The following is a 17,476-nucleotide window of genomic DNA, read 5'->3' as shown; positions in this document are numbered from 1 at the left end:
GCGGGCAAACCTGTTAAAGTCTGTGCTAAATTCAATCTATAACTTTTTAAACTTAGGGGTTTCGTCAATTTCCTTTTCTTTTTTATCTGAAATATTTCCTGGAAATGTTAAAGAAGTACTCGCAAAAGTAGTCCCAAAATTAACATTAGCATAATACACTTGGCTCACCGCATCTTTTACCTGGTCATCTGACAATTCTTTTAAAGGATGAATAAAAACCGACCATAACACACCATCCGAAACCGCATATTTAACATCTAAAGCTGTATGAAAGTTAGCAACCAAAGCTGCTTTAAGTAAATCTTCGCCAATCGTGTTTGAGTTAGCAATAGGGGATATAATGCGCATTCTATTATGATTTTCATCTGTAATGCTCATTATTGGAATATTTTTAATGTAAAATTGCCATCCTCCAAGACTTCCTTGAATAGAATCGCTAACTGTAGCGTAAATAGATTCTAGTTTTTCATTGTTCATACCTTGAGAAAAACTAAATAATGGAATTATTAAGAACAGAAATAAGAGTTTTTTCATAAGAGTAATTTATTTCCTTTAAGTCGGAAAATAATTCACATCCAAACAAAACACTTTGCCTTTAATTTTTAAACGGATGACGCTCTACCCATTTTTGAATAGGATTCATATACTTAACCACACATTTTAAAACCGTATTAGCAATAAAATTATTGGTATGGTTTAAATAAATATGCATCGTATGGGGTTTGGCTCCTATCGAGCTTTTAATTTCCATAGCCGTTCTAGCATATACAATGTTTTTAAAACCATTTTCAATACCAAAAGAAGCCATATTAAAAAGCATATTTAAATACATCTGATGTTGATGTTGTATACTCTTATTATAGCCTAAAAAATAGGTCTCTAAAGTATTGCCATTCAAAATAAGCGTGTAAAACCCAACCAATTCTTCTTTAAAAAACACACCAAAAACTCTAAAATTATCTTTTAAGTGAAGTTTCAATTGATAAAAATGATCTTTCTGAAGCTTAAATGAATTGACACTTGCGTTGTCTGAAACCGTTTCATATAGATTAAATATAGAATCTGAATGAGTTTTTAAATACGCAACATCCAATTCTCGATAATGAAGTGAATTCGACTTTTTTCTAGCTGTTCTATAACGCCTACGATACTTTTTATTAAAGGTTGAAATGTAGTCTTCAGAAGTTTTCCAAATATCAGGAATGTCAAAAACCATATTAGGTTGCACTTGAATTTTGTACAAATTATTCCTCTTGAAAAAGGCAGTATCCTTGTGAATATGGTCATTTTCAAAATAATCTTTAAAAACAATCACACGAATCTTTTTATTAAATTTCGCTTTAATTTCAAGAGTTAAATCATCTAATGCTTTCTCAAGTTCATTTAAATAATCGGTTTGCGATATTGTTTTATTATTAAAATAAATTCCATGTTGCCCTGTGTGCATCAAATTACCAACAACCAAGGCATTGCCTTTAACAATTTTAGAAACGAGTTGTTTTCCAAACTGTTTTAATGAATCACTTCCGTTTTTTCTAAAAATATCATCGGTATACATTTTAACACGCTGCACAACAGCAATACCAACCAAGGTTTCACTTTTAAAAACACCAACGTAATACCCAGAAATATTTGTTGGATAAGAACATTCTAAGCCTTTTAAAAAATCCGTTTTTAAAAAAATATCGTTAGTAGAAAGCGCATCCCATTGTTTAGGAAGTTCATTAACGGTTTTATATATTTTATAGTATATCAATAGAAAAAAGAAAAGACTGAAAATACAATTCTCAGTCTTTAAATATGTTAAAAGTTTACAAAAAGATTATCTCCAAGCGCAAATAATACCACCCATAACCCCTAAAGTTACAATCCAATATCCTGCATTAATAAAAATATACTTTGCGCTTTTACGCTCAAATAATGCATTGGTTCCAAGTATTGGTAGCGCAATAAAAATTCCTGTTAAAACACCATGTAAAACACCATGCTTAAACGTTCTAAAAGCATCACCATAATCTGCCATTAATGCGGCATAAGATGGCTCAGCTATAGAAGGGTCTCCTCCTATTAAACTAAAAACACCCATTTGATGAATAACTATTCCAGGAAGTGCGGTTGATAATAAAAATGCGAAAATCAGTGCCAAAACTAAAATTTTAACCATGTTTCCACCTTTTACATCTTCATCTGTCATACCTGCTGCTTTCATCCAAGCGTTGCCAAATACCTTTGGGTTATACCAAATAAAGCCGATAACTAATGCTGAAATTGCTGCAACTAGCATTGCAACGGGATTTAATAATTCCATAATTTTGTGGTTTGTTGTTAGAACTTAAATGTACAAAAAAATAAATATGGGCTTGAAAACAGCGAAAAGACCCTTTAGGTTTTAGAAACCTAAAGAGTTTAAATTATTTAAGAAAGTGCTTTTGCTTCTTCTACCAACAACGCATTTTTATCATCTAAAGCTTTAGTAATAAATTCATTTATAGCTTCATTTTTTTCTAAACCATTATTTAATAATACACCCAATGTAATCATAGTGATAATACGTGTTCCTGATTTTTTAACAGATGTATTAAACAACGGCTCAACCTCATCATAGTTCACTTTTTTAGCTAGTTCTTGAATTTCAGCTTTGGCTTTTACTTGCTTATCTTCTGGCATTCTATCGTACTTTTTACCGTACGATTTAATTTGATCTATAGCAGATCTGTTATTTTGTTGTGGCTGTTTCTGCTGATTGCTATTTTGATTATTCTTTGGCTTCACCTTAGCCCAAGCATCACGCAAACCAACGGTTTTATTAAATACTAATTGATTTGAAGTAGAATCATCATCTACATTAAAATATCCTAAGCGTTGAAACTGAAATCTGTCTCCAGTTTTTGCCTCTTCTAAACTAGGCTCAACATATGCTTGTATTGTTTTTAAAGAGTTTGGATTTATAAAATCCATGAAATCTTTGTCTTGATGACTGTCTGGTGCTTCATCGCTAAATAGCCTGTCGTATTCTCTAACCTCTGCTTTAACAGCATGAGCAATAGATACCCAATGTAAAGTCCCTTTTATTCTGCGTTCAGTATCTTCAGAATAAGTACAATGAATTTCTGTAATATTTCCATCAGTATCTTTTACAACACTTTCTGCTTTTATAATGTAAGCGTTTTTCAATCTTACTTCGCTGCCTAATTTTAACCTGAAAAACTTATTACCAGCTTCTTCTTTAAAATCTTCTTTCTCTATAAATAACTCACGTGAAAATGGTACTTTTCTATAGCCAGCACTCTCGTCTTCTTGATTGTTTTCTGCATTCATCCACTCCACTTTACCTTCAGGGTAGTTGGTAATAACCACTTTTACAGGGTTTAAAACTACCATAACACGTGGTGCTGTTTTATTTAAATCTTCACGAATACAGAATTCTAAAAGCGATACATCAATAATGTTTTCTCGTTTAGCAACACCAACCGTTTCTACAAATTTTCTAATGGCGTTAGGTGTATATCCTCTGCGACGTAAACCTGAAATAGTTGGCATTCTTGGGTCGTCCCAGCCATTTACAATACCATCTTCAACCAGTTTAAGCAACTTACGTTTACTCATTATGGTATAACTTAGGTTTAAACGGGCAAATTCGCGTTGTTTTGGTCTTAATTTACTTGGATCCACAACTTGGTCTAAGAACCAATCATATAGCTCTCTGTGAGGCTTAAATTCAAGCGAACATAATGAGTGTGATATTTGTTCAATATAGTCACTCTCGCCATGCGTCCAATCGTACATTGGGTAAATACACCAATCGTTCGCAGTTCTATGATGATGCTTCTTTAAAACACGATACATAATAGGATCGCGCATTAACATATTAACATGTTGCATGTCTATTTTTGCTCGTAAAATGTGTTCGCCTTCATCAAACTCGCCAGCTTTCATGCGTTCAAATAAATCCAAGTTTTCCTCTATAGTTCTATTTCTATAAGGACCATCAACACCCGCTTGTGTAGGTGTGCCTTTTTGTTCAGCCATGGCTTCACTTGATTGTGAATCTACATAAGCCTTACCTTCTTTTATTAAATAAACAGCCCAATCGTATAATTGTTGGAAGTAGTCTGAAGAAAACAATTCCTTATCCCATTTATAACCTAACCAAGCAACATCTTTCTTTATAGCATCAACATACTCTTGTTCTTCTTTCGCTGGATTAGTATCGTCAAATCGAAGGTTTACTGGTGCATCGTAGTATTCACCTAGACCAAAACTGATACCAATGGCTTTTGTATGCCCAATATGTAAATAGCCATTTGGTTCTGGAGGAAAACGAAAACGAAGGCTATTTTTAGACATGCCGTTTACTAAATCTTCTTCTATAATTTGCTCAATAAAATTGAGTGATTTTCTTTCTTCAGACATAAAATATGTTACTGTGAAGGATTGGCTCAATAAAAACCAATCCATTAAACAAAAATATTGTACAAAATTAGGTAATTTTGATGACTTAAATTGTCTGACAATGGGAATTATAAAAGTTGAAAACATTCGTGTATTTGCCTATCATGGTTGTTTGAAAGAAGAAACCAAAATTGGTAGTGATTATCGCGTAGATTTGGAGGTTAAAGCAGATTTACAAAACTCTGCAATAAGCGATAAACTTAGTGATACTGTTGATTATGTGTTTTTAAATAGAATTATAAAAGAAGAAATGGATATTGCCTCCCATTTACTTGAAGCAGTTGCCAAACGTATTTTAAATAGGATTTTTAATGAAGATAAACTTATTAAAAAGGCAACAGTTTGGGTTAGTAAACTTAATCCGCCAATAGGGGGTGATGTTGAAAGCGTAACGATAAAAATGACCGATAAGCGTAAAAAGTAATTTTAAGTAAGGTAAAGTCACATTTTTTTTTACATTTGCACTAATATTTAAGGCGTCGTGGCCGAGTGGCTAGGCAGAGGTCTGCAAAACCTTGTACAGCGGTTCGAATCCGCTCGACGCCTCAAAGAACCTTCAAGTTTTTCTTGAGGGTTTTTTTATGATAAAATTTTCTGGAAAATTAATTTAAGAAGTTTAAAATCGAGGCATTAGATTTTGTTTTTAAATCCAACTGAGGAGTAAAGATTAAGACACTACTTAGATATGCTCTTAATGTTTTTAACACTAAATTTTTTACCTGAAAAAAGTAGTTTATTAAGGCAGTTGTTCTTTTATTGGTCTAATTTTTTCTAATTTTTCTTTGTTCTTTTCGTAAGCTTCTGGAAATAAACCTTGAACAAATAATAATATACCGAAACCTAATATAACCATAGCAATAACTTTTTTTGTTTTAAAAATGAGTCGCGGCGTTAATTTAGCCTTTAGTCTTTTTGCTATGACTATTTTGACTAAATCCGAAACAAAATAAGCAACCAACATAGACACTATAAAAACAATATCGCCATGCTCTGAGGTAGTCAGAGAATCTCCTAACACAATAAAGCCAAGCCAACCTAGAAGTACACCTATATTTATAAAATTAAGTAAGAAGCCCTTGATGAAGAGTTTTCCGTAGCCTTTTTTTATTTCTACTTTATGGTATTCTTTAACAATTGCTCTGAAGGATTTGGATGTTTTGATAAATGAAATAAAACCATAAACCATTAAAAGTACTCCTCCGAATATCAGAAAACTAGGATCGTTTCCTATTTTGCCTCTTAAACTATTGGTACTATAAAAAGCAATTACGATGAAAATAATATCTGCTAAAATGACGCCTAAATCGAATATTAAGGCACTTCTAAAGCCTTTGGTAGCACTGGTTTCTAGCAACACGAAAAATACTGGGCCTATGGTAAAGGCTAGTATGATGCCGAAGGGTATAGCTGTTAAAATATCATCAAACATAGAATATGAAGCTTTACACAAAGTAAAGAAATATTTTAAAAGCGAATAAATAAAAAAAGGCGCTTTTAAATAAAAGCGCCTTTTACAAACAAACTAAAAACAGTTTTGTTATTGTTTAATAAGTTTTAAACTGCTAATACCTGATGCTGTTTTAATTTGAGCAAAATATATACCTCTTTTTAAATTAGCACCTTCTATTGTTGCCTCGTTTCTATTTGGCGATAATGTTAATACGTTTTTGCCTAATACATCAAATACATTAATTGAAGACATGTTAGCGTTTTGTGTTTTAACTGTCCAGCTACTTTGAGATGGGTTAGGGTATGCGATAAGACTAGCTATTTCAAAATCTTTTGTGTTAAGCGTTCCTTCATTATAAAAATATAAATTATCTACATATACATTATTTGGCGCTCCAGCTGAATGTGTATAAATTAAAAGAACTTGCGCAACTTTATCTCTTACTAAGCCAACACCTAAAGGGTTAAAAAGGGGGGCTGTATGGTTTTAACTATACTTAATTACGGTTTTTAGGTATAAAAAACACTTTTATTTTGCGTTTTTTGATGACTCAGATTAGAAGCCTTACTCTTCAATTTTTTTTATTCTTCCACCTAAAACTCGACTTTCATCAATCTGCTCTGGGTTACCATATATATAAATATCGCCACCAGCTTTAACTTTTGCAATTACTTTATTTGTGGCATTAACATAAGCTTCGCCTGCTGCACTAATAGATACTTCTGTAAATTCTGTTTTTAAGTGTTTTCCGTGGTAATCCCCACCTGTATTAATTAAAACATTCTGTTTTTTAGCAAAACCAGACGCTATAATATCTGCCCCTGTAACTACCTTTATATTTGCATATTTAACATTAACTTGAACATCTATTTTTCCTCCTTCTTGAGCTTTTAAATCTATTTCAAATTGTTTTATAGTTTCTTCGGAATGAATATAAGCACCTTCATTTGCGTCAATAATATCAATATTTGTGTAATACAATTTTACCTTAGTTTTATTACCATCAAAAGCCTCTTCAAGTTTCATTTTTATTTTCAGAGTTCCGTTTTTATTATTTACTAAAACATGTGTAGCATTTTTTCCTGTTATAACTATTCTATCACTATCTGCCTTGATGAGTTGAACATCAATTAAATCATAAACTTTTAATTCTGTAAATTCTCCAATAGTTTTTTCTATTGAGTTTTGTGCTAAACATACGGTTGTTATGAAAAGTACAACTACTTTTACTAATGTTTTCATTGATTATTGTTTTTTGCTTTAACGCAAAACTATCAAGATTTATTCCTTTATGTGTTTACTTTATGAAAAGATTAAGAGTATTACATAACTTTTACTACTGTTCCTTTAACCTATAAAAACCAAGTACTAAATTTAATATATAATTAAAACCTAAGAGCTGCGTTAGGGATTGAACGGCGTGTTTGAAATCCCCGACGTAGGAGGGATTGAGTAGTGAAAGCCCGACCCTTTTCGGGTAACGCCCAAATAATTATTTTACTTTGCTTCTGGTTTGCCTATAAGATTAAAATCTAGGTGTTTTTTTACCAAATCTGTGTTTTTAACTTTTACGATAACCTCGTCTCCTAGTTGGTACACCAAGCCGTTGTTTCTGCCAACCATGGCGTATACATCTTGATCGAAGGCGTAATGATCGTCTTTCATATCGCGGACGCTTACCATACCTTCGCACTTGTTGGAAATGATTTCTACGTAGATTCCCCAATCGGTAACGCCTGAAATAACGCCCACAAACTCTTGGTCTTTATGGTCTTCCATAAAACGAATTTGCATGTACTTTATAGAATCACGTTCTGCACGGGTTGCAAGACCTTCCATATTGCTGGAATGGTTACATTTTTCTTCGAAAGCTTCTTCGTTAGCAGATTTTCCACCATCTAAATAATGCTGTAATAAACGGTGCGCCATAACATCTGGATAACGACGAATAGGCGAGGTGAAGTGGCTGTAATAATTGAATGCTAAACCGTAATGCCCAATATTGTGTGTGGTATATTCAGCTTTACTCATGCTTCTAATAGTGAGTGTATCGACTAGATTTTGCTCTTTTTTACCGTTTACTTCTTGCAATAAATTATTTAAAGATGCGGTGGTGCTTTTTCGGTCTTTAAAATTAAGTTTATACCCAAAGCGGCTTACTACGTTTTGTAATGATGCTAGTTTACTTTCGTCTGGTTCATCGTGTACACGGTATACAAACGTTTTTTTAGGGCTTTGTTTTCCTATAAATTCTGATACTTTTCGGTTTGCTAACAGCATGAATTCTTCAATAAGCTTATTAGCATCTTTACTGGTTTTAAAGAATACGCCTGCTGGATTATTATCTTCATCTAAATTGAATTTTACTTCAACTTTATCAAAAGAAATAGCACCATCTCGCATGCGTTTTCCTCTCATAATTTTAGCGAGTTCATCTAATTTAAGTATAGCTTGAGCTAATTCTGGTGTTGTTTTATATGCTTTTCCTGTAAGAGAAACTTCTTTTGGAATTTCAGTATTAATTGATGAGATTCCTGCCTTCGCAGGAATGACAGAACCATTTTGTTCTATAACAGCTTGCGCTTCTTCGTAAGCATAACGTGCATCACTATACGTTACTGTTCTTCCAAACCACTCGTTTTTTATTTCTGCTTTATCATTTATTTGAAATACCGCTGAAAATGTGTATTTCTCTTCATGCGGACGTAATGAACAGGCATTGTTTGATAATACTTCTGGAAGCATTGGTACCACGCGGTCTACTAAATATACAGACGTTGCACGCTCGTAAGCTTCATCATCTAAAATAGTGCCTTCTTGTAAATAATGGGATACATCTGCAATGTGAATTCCTATTTCATACAAGCCATTATCTAATACTTCAAAAGATAGTGCATCATCAAAATCTTTAGCATCTTTTGGGTCTATGGTAAAGGTTAAATCTTTACGCATATCTCGTCGTTTTGCTATTTCTGCTTCTGTAATTGATGTATCTAAATTATTAGCAAATTCCTCAACTTCGTGTGGAAATTCTAGCGGTAATCCGTATTCTGCTAAAATAGCATGAATTTCTGTATTGTGTTCTCCTGGTTTCCCAAGCACTTCAAGTACTTTACCATAAGGCGAATCTGCTTTTTCTGGCCAATCTTCAAGTTTTACTAAAACTTTATCGCCATCTTCCGCTTTATTTATTTTATTAATCGGTACAAAAATATCTTTGTACATTTTATTACTATCGACTACGACAAAAGCATAATTTTTTTTATCATGAATCTGAATTACGCCTACATATTCTGATTTTGCACGCTTTATAATATTTGTGATTTCACCTTCTGCTTTACCTCGTTTTCTGCGTTTGTAAGCGTAAAATTCTACTTCATCACCATGTAATGCTTTGTTAATATTGTTTGAAGCGATAAATACATCATCATCAAAATCATCACAAATCACATAACCGTTTCCTTTGGCTGCTAAATCTAGTGTTCCAATATGATATTCGGTATTTACAATGGCTTTAAACTTGCCGCGTTCTACTTGCTCAATTTCTTGTCTTGTAGCAAGTTTAGCTAGGGTTTTTATAATTTGATTTCTGCTACTAGCATCGTTAACACCTAATTTAGCAGCTATTTGTTTGTAGTTAAAACTCTGGTTTTTTTCTTTTTTTAATATACTTAAGATTGTATTTGTAAGGTTGGAAATACCATTCTTTTTGGATTTCCCTTTTCTTTTTTTACTCATTTAATTTTGTAATCATTTTCAATTCCTAAGGTATAGGAAATTTTATTATTTAATAGCATTGTACACGTGAAGAAATTGCTATTTATTTTTACAAAGTTAAGGTTTTAATATTAAACAGGTATTTCTGTACTATTAATTCATTAACAGTTATGTAAATTATATTATACATCTCATCTACAACTTGGAGAAAAAAAATAAAAATATGTACAATATACTATACATGTGCTTAAAAAGTGATGACATTTTTTAACAATTTTTATGTTATTATAAATAACCTTAAAATAATAATAATGAAAGCTATTAAAAAAAATAACATTGTACATACAAAATTAATATATCTATTATTAGCATCTTTCTTAATAGTTTTTTTAGGTTGTAGTAATACAGATGATATTAACGATAATGAAAAACCAAAACAGAAAGATAACACAGGTGTATATGTTACTGGAGGCACGTTTAAAAATAATATATCTATAGCTAAATATTGGGAGAATGGTGTGACTTATGCTATTTCCGATAGTACTAGTACAGCAACTACAAGGTCTCTTGCAGAAACTAATTCAATATTTGTGTATGAAGGTATTATATATATAGCAGGAACAGAGGGTAATGGGTCTACAAGTGTTGCTAAATATTGGACGGTTGAGAATGGAAAAACAGAAGAACACATTCTTACAAAAGACGTTATGAAATGGGCAATGGCTAATTCTATATTTGTTTCTAATAACGTAGTACATGTTGTTGGATATGAAACTAATGCTTTTACCTATGGAAATAAAACAAAATATTGGACAATAAATAAAGGTGGTGAAGCAGTTGAACATAATATTTTTGATGATAATATATGGCAAAATCCAACCTCAATATTTGTTTCTAATGGAGATGTTTATATATCTGTATTTCATGAAGAAGCAGATAAAGGAATTGGTGAAGCTAAATACTTAAAGAATGGTGTCTCTTATGATATAACAGATGGAACTAAAAGAGCTGTTCCTAATTCTATATTTAAATCTAATGGTATTGTATATGTAGCCGGAAAAGAGAAAAATGGAATTACTAATACCGATATTGCTAAATATTGGACTATAGAAAACGGAAATCCACCAGTTGAACACGTTCTTATTAATGATGATAATAATTCTGATGCTAATTCTATTTTTATATCTAATAATATTATCTATATAGCGGGATACGAATCTAACGGTACTGTACGAATAGCTAAATATTGGACTATAGAAAATGGAGAAAAAAAAGAGTATTCTCTTAGTAAAGGAGAAAGTCACGCCAATGCAAATTCTATTTTTGTATTTAACGATATTATATATGTGGCTGGAGAAGAATATAATGGTACTGTAAGAGTAGCTAAATATTGGACTATAGAGAAAGGTAATACTCCTGTGGAACATATTCTTTCTAATGATTCATATGCTTCCTCTATTTTCTTTTCTAAATAACGATTAAAAATCTATATTAAAATGAAGTTATCCACATTATATATAATATAACAATTTTTCTTTTAAAATTTAAAAAAATAAATGGTGGTTATTATAGTGTGTGAATAGCGGTATAACTTTTTTAAATTTTATTTTGATATATAACTTATTGAATGTTGTTGATAGGAAATGAACAGCTTTTTAATAGTTAAGTCTTTTATTTTGAAGCTATTTAAAATTACTATTAACAATTGTTAGAAACTACTATTAACAGTAATTTTTAATAAGTATTCTTAATTTTATAACTCATAACCATACTAACCTATGCTTATAACTTAACTAAAAATTTATGCTAACTAATTAGCATATTAACATCCTGTTTTTGATTGAAAAATTAACTGGATATTCCTAATAAAAGTTTTACCAAACCATGATTAGATATTAACAAGTAGTGAGTGCAAAATTTCATACTTATTAACAACAACTATAAACACTATTCTAAAATACAATTATCAAACCTAAAAAAAATGAATAAGTAAGCTGTTTTAAGTTATTCATATTTATAAGTTATTATTAACTTTGGAGTTATAAACAACATACTATTATTTATCATGACAATCTCAATAGGAAACGATCACGCAGGAACAGAGTATAAATTTGCTATTAAAACATTATTAGAATCAAAAGGTATTACGGTTATTAATCATGGAACTGATGCTAATGATAGTGTTGATTATGCAGATTTTGTACACCCAGTTGCTGAAGATGTTGAAACTAACAAATCGACTTATGGTATTTTAATTTGTGGTAGTGCAAATGGTGTGGCGATGACGGCTAATAAACATCAAAAAATACGTGCTGGTTTATGTTGGAATAATGAAATTGTTGAATTAATAAGACAACATAATAATGCAAATATATTATGTATTCCAGCAAGATTTACAGCTATTCCACAAGCTTTAAAAATGGTTGAAACGTTTTTAAATACAGAGTTTGAAGGTGGGCGTCACCAAAATAGAATAGATAAAATTCCTTTATCTTGTTAATGTTTATTTTAATATAAATGGGACACCATCATGGTCATAATCATTCGCATGATCATAGCGACTTAAAAGGTCGCAATCTTATTATATCCATTTTATTAAATATTATTATTACAGCTGCTCAAGTTGTAGGTGGACTACTTTCTGGTAGTTTAGCATTATTAAGTGATGCGTTACATAATTTTAGCGACGTAGTTTCTTTAATTATTAGTTATATAGCTAATAATTTATCTAAAAGGAAAGCTTCATTTCAAAAAACTTTTGGTTATAAACGTGCCGAAATTTTAGCAGCTTTTATTAATGCAGCTACTTTAATGATAGTTGCTGTTTTACTAATTATTGAAGCTGTAGAACGTTTTCAAAATCCACAAGACATAGAATCTAATTTAGTAATATGGCTTTCATTAGTGGCTATTTTAGGTAATGGTTTTAGTGTGCTTTTGCTTAAAAAAGATTCTGAAGCTAATATGAATATGAAAAGTGCATACCTGCATTTATTAACTGATATGATGGCGAGTGTAGCTGTTTTAATAGGAGGCTTACTTATGAAATATTATCAACTTTATTGGGTTGATAGTGTACTCACTTTCGTTATTGCATTATATTTAATTTGGATGGGTTTTGATTTATTAAAAGACTCTACAAAAGTTTTAATGTTGTTTACTCCAGATACTATTCCAATTAAGAAAATTGTTGAAGAAATTAATGCATTTGAACCTATTAAAAATGTGCACCACGTCCATGTGTGGCAATTGAATGAAGATGAAATTCATTTGGAAGCACATATTGATTTTAATAAAAACATAACGTTATCTGAATTTGATATTGTATTACGTGAAATAGAAGATTTTGTTTTTAATAAATACGATATTAATCATGTAAATATTCAACCAGAATATGGTAAAGATGATGTTAAAGATATAATTGTTCAAGATTAAAAATGTTAGAAATAAAAATAAAATCTTTTAAAAAACTTACTAATTATGAGTTATATAATTTACTTCAGCTTCGAAGTGAAGTGTTTGTTGTAGAGCAAGATTGCGTATATCAAGATCTTGATGGAAAAGATGAAAATTCGTTTCATGTTTTAGGATTTAAAAATAAAAAGATAGTAGCTTATACGCGAATTTTTAAACCAGGCGATTATTTTAAAGAAGCTAGTATAGGTAGAGTAGTAGTGGCGAAAAACGAACGTCAGCACAAGTATGGTTTTGATATTATGGACGCTTCCGATGAAGCGATAAAAAACCATTTTAATGAAACTACTATAAAAATTTCAGCACAAGTATATTTAAAAAAATTCTATAATAGTTTAGGTTATAATGCAATAGGTGAAGAGTATCTTGAAGATAATATTCCACATATTGCTATGATAAAAAAATAACTAGCGTTTTAATGCAAAATGACCTCGTAAAATTTCGCGAGTATTTAAAACAATTTCATACCAATAACTACCACTACTTAATAATTCTCCATTAAAAGTACCATCCCAACTAGATTTTGTGCTAGGTAAAAACTTTAAAAGCTTACCATGTCTATTATAAATTGAAATATTATTTACAAGATTTAACCTATCATAGACTTGCCATACATCATTAGCACCATCATTATTAGGTGTAAAAAATTTTGGTATAAAATAATCGGCATTATTAATAATAACCATAAAACTACTTTCATTACTATTACAAGTAGTTGCGCTATAAATATAAATAGTTTGAGTAGTTGTTATAATATCTCCTGGGTTTAAAGTAGTGCCTATTCCTCCAGTTTCAGTAAAGTAATTACCATTATTAAGAGGGGGTAATATATAACTAGTAGTAATCACGTTTTCAAAAGAATCAATAGGTATAAAATTACTACATTCTTCAAGTGAGTTTACGTAATTTAAAAAGGAATTTGGCACCCAAGTAGAATGATTTCCTGTAGCATTATCAACAACAACACAATATAAATCTGGATTAATATCGAAATTTATTGCTGTAAAGGCATTGTTGTTTTGATTATTAAGGTTTAATAAACACAATTGATTATTGCTGCAATTTAAATCTGTTAGGCTGGTATTATTAGAAAGGTCTAATTCTGTAATTTGATTATTAAAACAATATAATGATGTTAATTGAGTATTATTTAAAAGGTTTAAATTAGTTAATTGGTTTTGCTCACAAGAGAAAAAAGACAAGTTTGCATTAGCACTAACATCTATATTTGTTAAGACGTTATTTCCGCATTGAAATCTATTTAACCCTGTGCTATTTGAAATATCAATAGTTGTAATTTGATTACGTTCACAAACCAGAACATTTAAATTTGAATTATTGGAAACATCTAGGTTTGTTAACTGATTATCCTCACATCGTAAAGAAATTAACCTAGGGTTTTGAGTGACATTAAGAGTTGATAATAGGTTATTAAAGCACCATAAAATTTGTAGATTATTGTTTTGGCTAACATTAATAGTACTTAATTGATTATTTTGAACATATAATTGGGTTAAAGCTGCAAAATCTTCAATTCCAGTAAGGTCTGAAATTATTAACCCAGTAATATCAAAACTTACATCTAAACTTGTACGCCCACTTATATTTGCTGTTGGTACAAAATCATCTAACGGGCCAGAATCCCAGCCTAAATTTATTAAAGTTTGTTCAAAATTATCGTCTGGAACAAATGTGTTTTGGCAAAAGCTGTAAACAGAAACTAAACAGAAACTAATTAGAAAAAACTTAGTTTTGGAGTACATTGTAGTTTATTTAGCTTGGTCACCAGTGTAGGTTATAAGTATTTCTACACGTCTATCAAATTCTGGCTCACCGCCCAAAGGAAATTTTCTTCGCATACCTACATGTCGCATTCTTTTTTTATCTATTCCTTTTTTTATAAAGTAGTTATATACATATTCGGCTCTGGCTTCAGATAAATTTCTTTTTTTCGTTTTTCTATTAACGGCATCTCTACTGTATTGCGTACAACATACGTGACCTTGAATGGTAAAATAAATATCTTCTCGCTCAATAAGCGCATTAGCAATAGATTCTAGTATTTTTTTTGAACTTGGTGTTACTGTTGGATATCCCGTTTTAAATAAGATATTTTTAAATAGAATTTTATCACCCTTAGCACCATCTTTTATAAGATCTAAAACACCTTTTGGTTTGGTTGGTTTAGGTATGCTATCTTTTGTTGTTTTTATTAAGGGTTTAGGAGGCTTAGGCTTAACAATAATTTCAACTTTTCTGTTTAGTCCTCTTATTTTTAAAAGGTTTTCTTCTTCAATTATTTTAAGAAGAATTTCACCTTTTCCATCAACGTTAGTTATTAAGGACTCGCTAATTTCATTATTAGCAAAAATAGCTTTTATAGCATCAGCACGTTGTTGAGAAAGTATTAAATTATATGTATCTGCACCTCTATCATCACAAAAACCAAAAATAGAAATAGACTCAATATCTATATCATTTAACGAAGAAATGAATAACAATAAACGGTTTACTTCAGTGTTAGGAACATCGTATTTATCAGTATCAAAATAAACCTCCTGTGTTAATTCTTTTTGAGAAAAAACAAAAACACAGTTAAAAGTAAATAATATTAATACTAATAATTTATTCATAATAGGGCATTGAATAGAGGATAAATATACTATTTTTTAATCTAAAATCATGCCAGAAGCCAATGCAGTATGCGGTTTATGAAAAACGTTAATAGTATAAAAAAGGCATACTTATTTTAAATAACCCAGATAGGTTGATGGGTTGCTAAGTATATCTGTTGCCTTTTTAATTTCGGCGTCGTGTAATTCTAAATACTCATATAAGCCCTCTCTATATACATAACGCTTAACGATATCTTTAGTTAATAATTCCAATAAATAGTCTTTATTTTTATCTATAACACTGGTTTTAGAGGTGTTTAAATTAGAAATTAGGGTATTAAAATCACTTTCAATATTATCGTTTAATTCTTCTTTTTTCGCTGTTTCAAAAGCTTTTTTAAGTGCTTTTTCAGTATCCGTTTCAAAAGAAAAATTGTTTGTTTTTAGATAGTTTTTAAATTCTGAAAAGTCTTTATCAGTAAGTTTTAATGTGTTTATATCATCAAAAGTGTGATTGTAATAATAATTGGTGGCATAGTCAAAAATTAAATCATTATTTACAATAGCGGTTGTGATAGGGGATATTTTATTATACCCAACTTGTACATCTGGAAAAACACCACCGCCATCAAATACTTGGCGTCCATTTTTGGTTTTAAAAACGTTATAATTTTCTTCTTTTACTTTAACAGCTTCTCCTTTTTCATTTCTATTCCAATAATCTAAAGACTGAATACACCTGCCAGATGGGGTATAATATCTTGAAATTGTTATTTTAACCTGTGTCCCATAAGTTAATAATTTAGGGCGCTGCACCAAACCCTTACCAAAACTTCTAGAACCGACAATAACGGCTCGATCTAAATCTTGAAGTGCGCCAGAAACAATCTCACTTGCTGATGCACTACTGCCATCCAACAGAATTACTAACGGAATTTCAGCATCAATAGGGTCGCTTTTGGTGATATACGTACGGTTATATTTTTTAACTTTTGATTTTGTGGTAACGACCAATTGATCTTTAGGAACAAAAAGGTTTACAATTTTAATAGCTTCATTAACTAATCCTCCTGGGTTTCCGCGCAAATCTAAAATAATACGTTCTGCGCCTTGGGTTTTTAAATCACGCAATGCGTAATTGGTTTCTGCATACGCTTTTTTGCTAAACCGACTTAGTGCAATGTAACCCGTTTTATCATCTATCAATGAAAAATGAGGCACTGCTTTAATTTCAACTTCAGCACGTTTTATAGTAGCAGTTTGTGTTTTTTCTTGACGTTTGTATGTTACCTCAATAGAAGATCCTGAGACACCTCTTAATAAATCGCCTGCATGGTCATCATAATTTTCAACCAAAACAGAGCCTACTTTTATAATTTCATCGCCCGCTTTTAAACCCGCTTTGTCTGCTGGATAATCTTTGTAAGGCTCAACTATAACTAATTTGTCTTTTAGAGTTTTTATTCTTGCTCCAATACCTGTATAGTCACCAGTATTATTAATTCTAGCAGCTTCAACATCCTGCTCGTTCATAAAATTGGTATACGGGTCTAAATCTGCTAACATACTTTTAATAGCGGTATCCATTAAGTCTCCAGGATTGGTTTCGTCCACATAATTCATGTTTAACTCTTTAAACAATGTGGTGAAAATTTCTATTTGTTTAGCAATTTCAAAAAAATCATTTTTAAATGCGGTTGTTGAAAAGAAAACAACACAAACTAATATTGGAATTATGATTTTCTTTTTTAATATTTTTTTCATGCGA

At 30.9% G+C, this 17,476-nt stretch carries 16 protein-coding genes and 1 tRNA gene; 6 read left to right on the top strand and 11 right to left on the bottom strand.

Translation table 11 applies throughout. The features are described from left to right. Window positions 1-36 precede the first annotated feature (36 nt). From Q0870_RS01755 to Q0870_RS01740, 4 genes are all read right to left on the bottom strand, one after another. Complete coding sequence (locus tag Q0870_RS01755) at window positions 37-534, bottom strand: hypothetical protein (RefSeq protein ID WP_298550488.1); 498 nt, start codon at window positions 532-534, stop codon at window positions 37-39. A gap of 61 nt (window positions 535-595) precedes the next feature. Beyond that, window positions 596-1,756 carry a GNAT family N-acetyltransferase gene (locus tag Q0870_RS01750; RefSeq protein ID WP_298550486.1) on the bottom strand — a complete coding sequence of 387 codons (1,161 nt, stop codon included), beginning with the start codon at window positions 1,754-1,756 and terminating at the stop codon, window positions 596-598. 66 nt (window positions 1,757-1,822) lie between these two features. Next, a complete protein-coding gene (locus Q0870_RS01745; RefSeq protein WP_298550484.1) occupies window positions 1,823-2,308 on the bottom strand; it encodes a DUF1761 domain-containing protein in 486 nt (161 codons plus the stop codon). A gap of 107 nt (window positions 2,309-2,415) precedes the next feature. Continuing rightward, a complete protein-coding gene (locus tag Q0870_RS01740; RefSeq protein WP_298550482.1) occupies window positions 2,416-4,413 on the bottom strand; it encodes a glutamine--tRNA ligase/YqeY domain fusion protein in 1,998 nt (665 codons plus the stop codon). A 100-nt stretch (window positions 4,414-4,513) separates the two neighbouring features. Between Q0870_RS01740 and folB the strand changes: the two genes are divergently transcribed. Both folB and Q0870_RS01730 read left to right on the top strand, forming a co-directional pair. After that, window positions 4,514-4,876, top strand: a complete 363-nt coding sequence (gene folB, locus Q0870_RS01735) for a dihydroneopterin aldolase (RefSeq protein WP_298550480.1) — start codon at window positions 4,514-4,516, stop codon at window positions 4,874-4,876. 51 nt (window positions 4,877-4,927) lie between these two features. After that, window positions 4,928-4,998: transfer RNA gene (locus Q0870_RS01730), tRNA-Cys, on the top strand. Window positions 4,999-5,188: 190 nt separating this feature from the next. Here Q0870_RS01730 and Q0870_RS01725 read toward each other — a convergent pair. From Q0870_RS01725 to Q0870_RS01710, 4 genes are all read right to left on the bottom strand, one after another. Continuing rightward, entirely contained in the window at window positions 5,189-5,881 is a 693-nt protein-coding gene (locus Q0870_RS01725) for a LysE family transporter (protein WP_298550620.1), read from the bottom strand. Window positions 5,882-5,989: 108 nt separating this feature from the next. Beyond that, window positions 5,990-6,211, bottom strand: coding sequence for a T9SS type A sorting domain-containing protein (locus Q0870_RS01720; protein ID WP_298550618.1), 222 nt, complete (start codon window positions 6,209-6,211; stop codon window positions 5,990-5,992). A gap of 255 nt (window positions 6,212-6,466) precedes the next feature. Further along, a complete protein-coding gene (locus Q0870_RS01715) occupies window positions 6,467-7,144 on the bottom strand; it encodes a head GIN domain-containing protein (protein WP_298550478.1) in 678 nt (225 codons plus the stop codon). Between the two features lie 255 nt (window positions 7,145-7,399). Beyond that, window positions 7,400-9,640: an RNB domain-containing ribonuclease gene (locus tag Q0870_RS01710; RefSeq protein WP_298550476.1), complete on the bottom strand. Its 2,241-nt coding sequence runs from the start codon at window positions 9,638-9,640 to the stop codon at window positions 7,400-7,402. A gap of 290 nt (window positions 9,641-9,930) precedes the next feature. Between Q0870_RS01710 and Q0870_RS01705 the strand changes: the two genes are divergently transcribed. The 4 genes from Q0870_RS01705 to Q0870_RS01690 all read left to right on the top strand — a co-directional run bounded on the left by Q0870_RS01705 (window position 9,931) and on the right by Q0870_RS01690 (window position 13,500). Then, window positions 9,931-11,094 (top strand): hypothetical protein, encoded by a 1,164-nt coding sequence (locus Q0870_RS01705; protein WP_298550474.1) that lies wholly within the window; start codon window positions 9,931-9,933, stop codon window positions 11,092-11,094. A 590-nt stretch (window positions 11,095-11,684) separates the two neighbouring features. Continuing rightward, entirely contained in the window at window positions 11,685-12,119 is a 435-nt protein-coding gene (gene rpiB / locus Q0870_RS01700) for a ribose 5-phosphate isomerase B (protein ID WP_298550471.1), read from the top strand. A gap of 17 nt (window positions 12,120-12,136) precedes the next feature. Continuing rightward, window positions 12,137-13,054 (top strand): cation diffusion facilitator family transporter, encoded by a 918-nt coding sequence (locus Q0870_RS01695; RefSeq protein ID WP_298550469.1) that lies wholly within the window; start codon window positions 12,137-12,139, stop codon window positions 13,052-13,054. A gap of 2 nt (window positions 13,055-13,056) precedes the next feature. Then, complete coding sequence (locus Q0870_RS01690; protein ID WP_298550467.1) at window positions 13,057-13,500, top strand: GNAT family N-acetyltransferase; 444 nt, start codon at window positions 13,057-13,059, stop codon at window positions 13,498-13,500. Here Q0870_RS01690 and Q0870_RS01685 read toward each other — a convergent pair whose 3' ends face one another. The 3 genes from Q0870_RS01685 to Q0870_RS01675 all read right to left on the bottom strand — a co-directional run bounded on the left by Q0870_RS01685 (window position 13,501) and on the right by Q0870_RS01675 (window position 17,472). Beyond that, entirely contained in the window at window positions 13,501-14,856 is a 1,356-nt protein-coding gene (locus tag Q0870_RS01685; protein ID WP_298550465.1) for a T9SS type B sorting domain-containing protein, read from the bottom strand. A 6-nt stretch (window positions 14,857-14,862) separates the two neighbouring features. After that, window positions 14,863-15,726 (bottom strand): OmpA family protein, encoded by an 864-nt coding sequence (locus Q0870_RS01680; protein WP_298550463.1) that lies wholly within the window; start codon window positions 15,724-15,726, stop codon window positions 14,863-14,865. Window positions 15,727-15,837: 111 nt separating this feature from the next. Further along, window positions 15,838-17,472 carry a S41 family peptidase gene (locus Q0870_RS01675; protein ID WP_298550461.1) on the bottom strand — a complete coding sequence of 545 codons (1,635 nt, stop codon included), beginning with the start codon at window positions 17,470-17,472 and terminating at the stop codon, window positions 15,838-15,840. Between the last annotated feature and the right edge of the window lie 4 nt (window positions 17,473-17,476).

It is taken from the genome of uncultured Algibacter sp. (genome assembly GCF_947487575.1).
Taxonomy (GTDB): domain Bacteria; phylum Bacteroidota; class Bacteroidia; order Flavobacteriales; family Flavobacteriaceae; genus Algibacter_B.
This window is presented reverse-complemented; position numbering and strand designations above follow the sequence as displayed.

What these genes read in the sequence shown, in the direction of transcription:
- Q0870_RS01675 (WP_298550461.1), bottom strand. Translation starts at nt 17,472, where the DNA reads ATGAAAAAAATATTAAAAAAGAAAATCATAATTCCAATATTAGTTTGT.
- rpiB (WP_298550471.1), top strand. Translation starts at nt 11,685, where the DNA reads ATGACAATCTCAATAGGAAACGATCACGCAGGAACAGAGTATAAATTT.
- Q0870_RS01685 (WP_298550465.1), bottom strand. Translation starts at nt 14,856, where the DNA reads ATGTACTCCAAAACTAAGTTTTTTCTAATTAGTTTCTGTTTAGTTTCT.
- Q0870_RS01680 (WP_298550463.1), bottom strand. Translation starts at nt 15,726, where the DNA reads ATGAATAAATTATTAGTATTAATATTATTTACTTTTAACTGTGTTTTT.
- Q0870_RS01710 (WP_298550476.1), bottom strand. Translation starts at nt 9,640, where the DNA reads ATGAGTAAAAAAAGAAAAGGGAAATCCAAAAAGAATGGTATTTCCAAC.
- folB (WP_298550480.1), top strand. Translation starts at nt 4,514, where the DNA reads ATGGGAATTATAAAAGTTGAAAACATTCGTGTATTTGCCTATCATGGT.
- Q0870_RS01690 (WP_298550467.1), top strand. Translation starts at nt 13,057, where the DNA reads ATGTTAGAAATAAAAATAAAATCTTTTAAAAAACTTACTAATTATGAG.
- Q0870_RS01745 (WP_298550484.1), bottom strand. Translation starts at nt 2,308, where the DNA reads ATGGAATTATTAAATCCCGTTGCAATGCTAGTTGCAGCAATTTCAGCA.
- Q0870_RS01705 (WP_298550474.1), top strand. Translation starts at nt 9,931, where the DNA reads ATGAAAGCTATTAAAAAAAATAACATTGTACATACAAAATTAATATAT.
- Q0870_RS01725 (WP_298550620.1), bottom strand. Translation starts at nt 5,881, where the DNA reads ATGTTTGATGATATTTTAACAGCTATACCCTTCGGCATCATACTAGCC.
- Q0870_RS01715 (WP_298550478.1), bottom strand. Translation starts at nt 7,144, where the DNA reads ATGAAAACATTAGTAAAAGTAGTTGTACTTTTCATAACAACCGTATGT.
- Q0870_RS01740 (WP_298550482.1), bottom strand. Translation starts at nt 4,413, where the DNA reads ATGTCTGAAGAAAGAAAATCACTCAATTTTATTGAGCAAATTATAGAA.
- Q0870_RS01755 (WP_298550488.1), bottom strand. Translation starts at nt 534, where the DNA reads ATGAAAAAACTCTTATTTCTGTTCTTAATAATTCCATTATTTAGTTTT.
- Q0870_RS01695 (WP_298550469.1), top strand. Translation starts at nt 12,137, where the DNA reads ATGGGACACCATCATGGTCATAATCATTCGCATGATCATAGCGACTTA.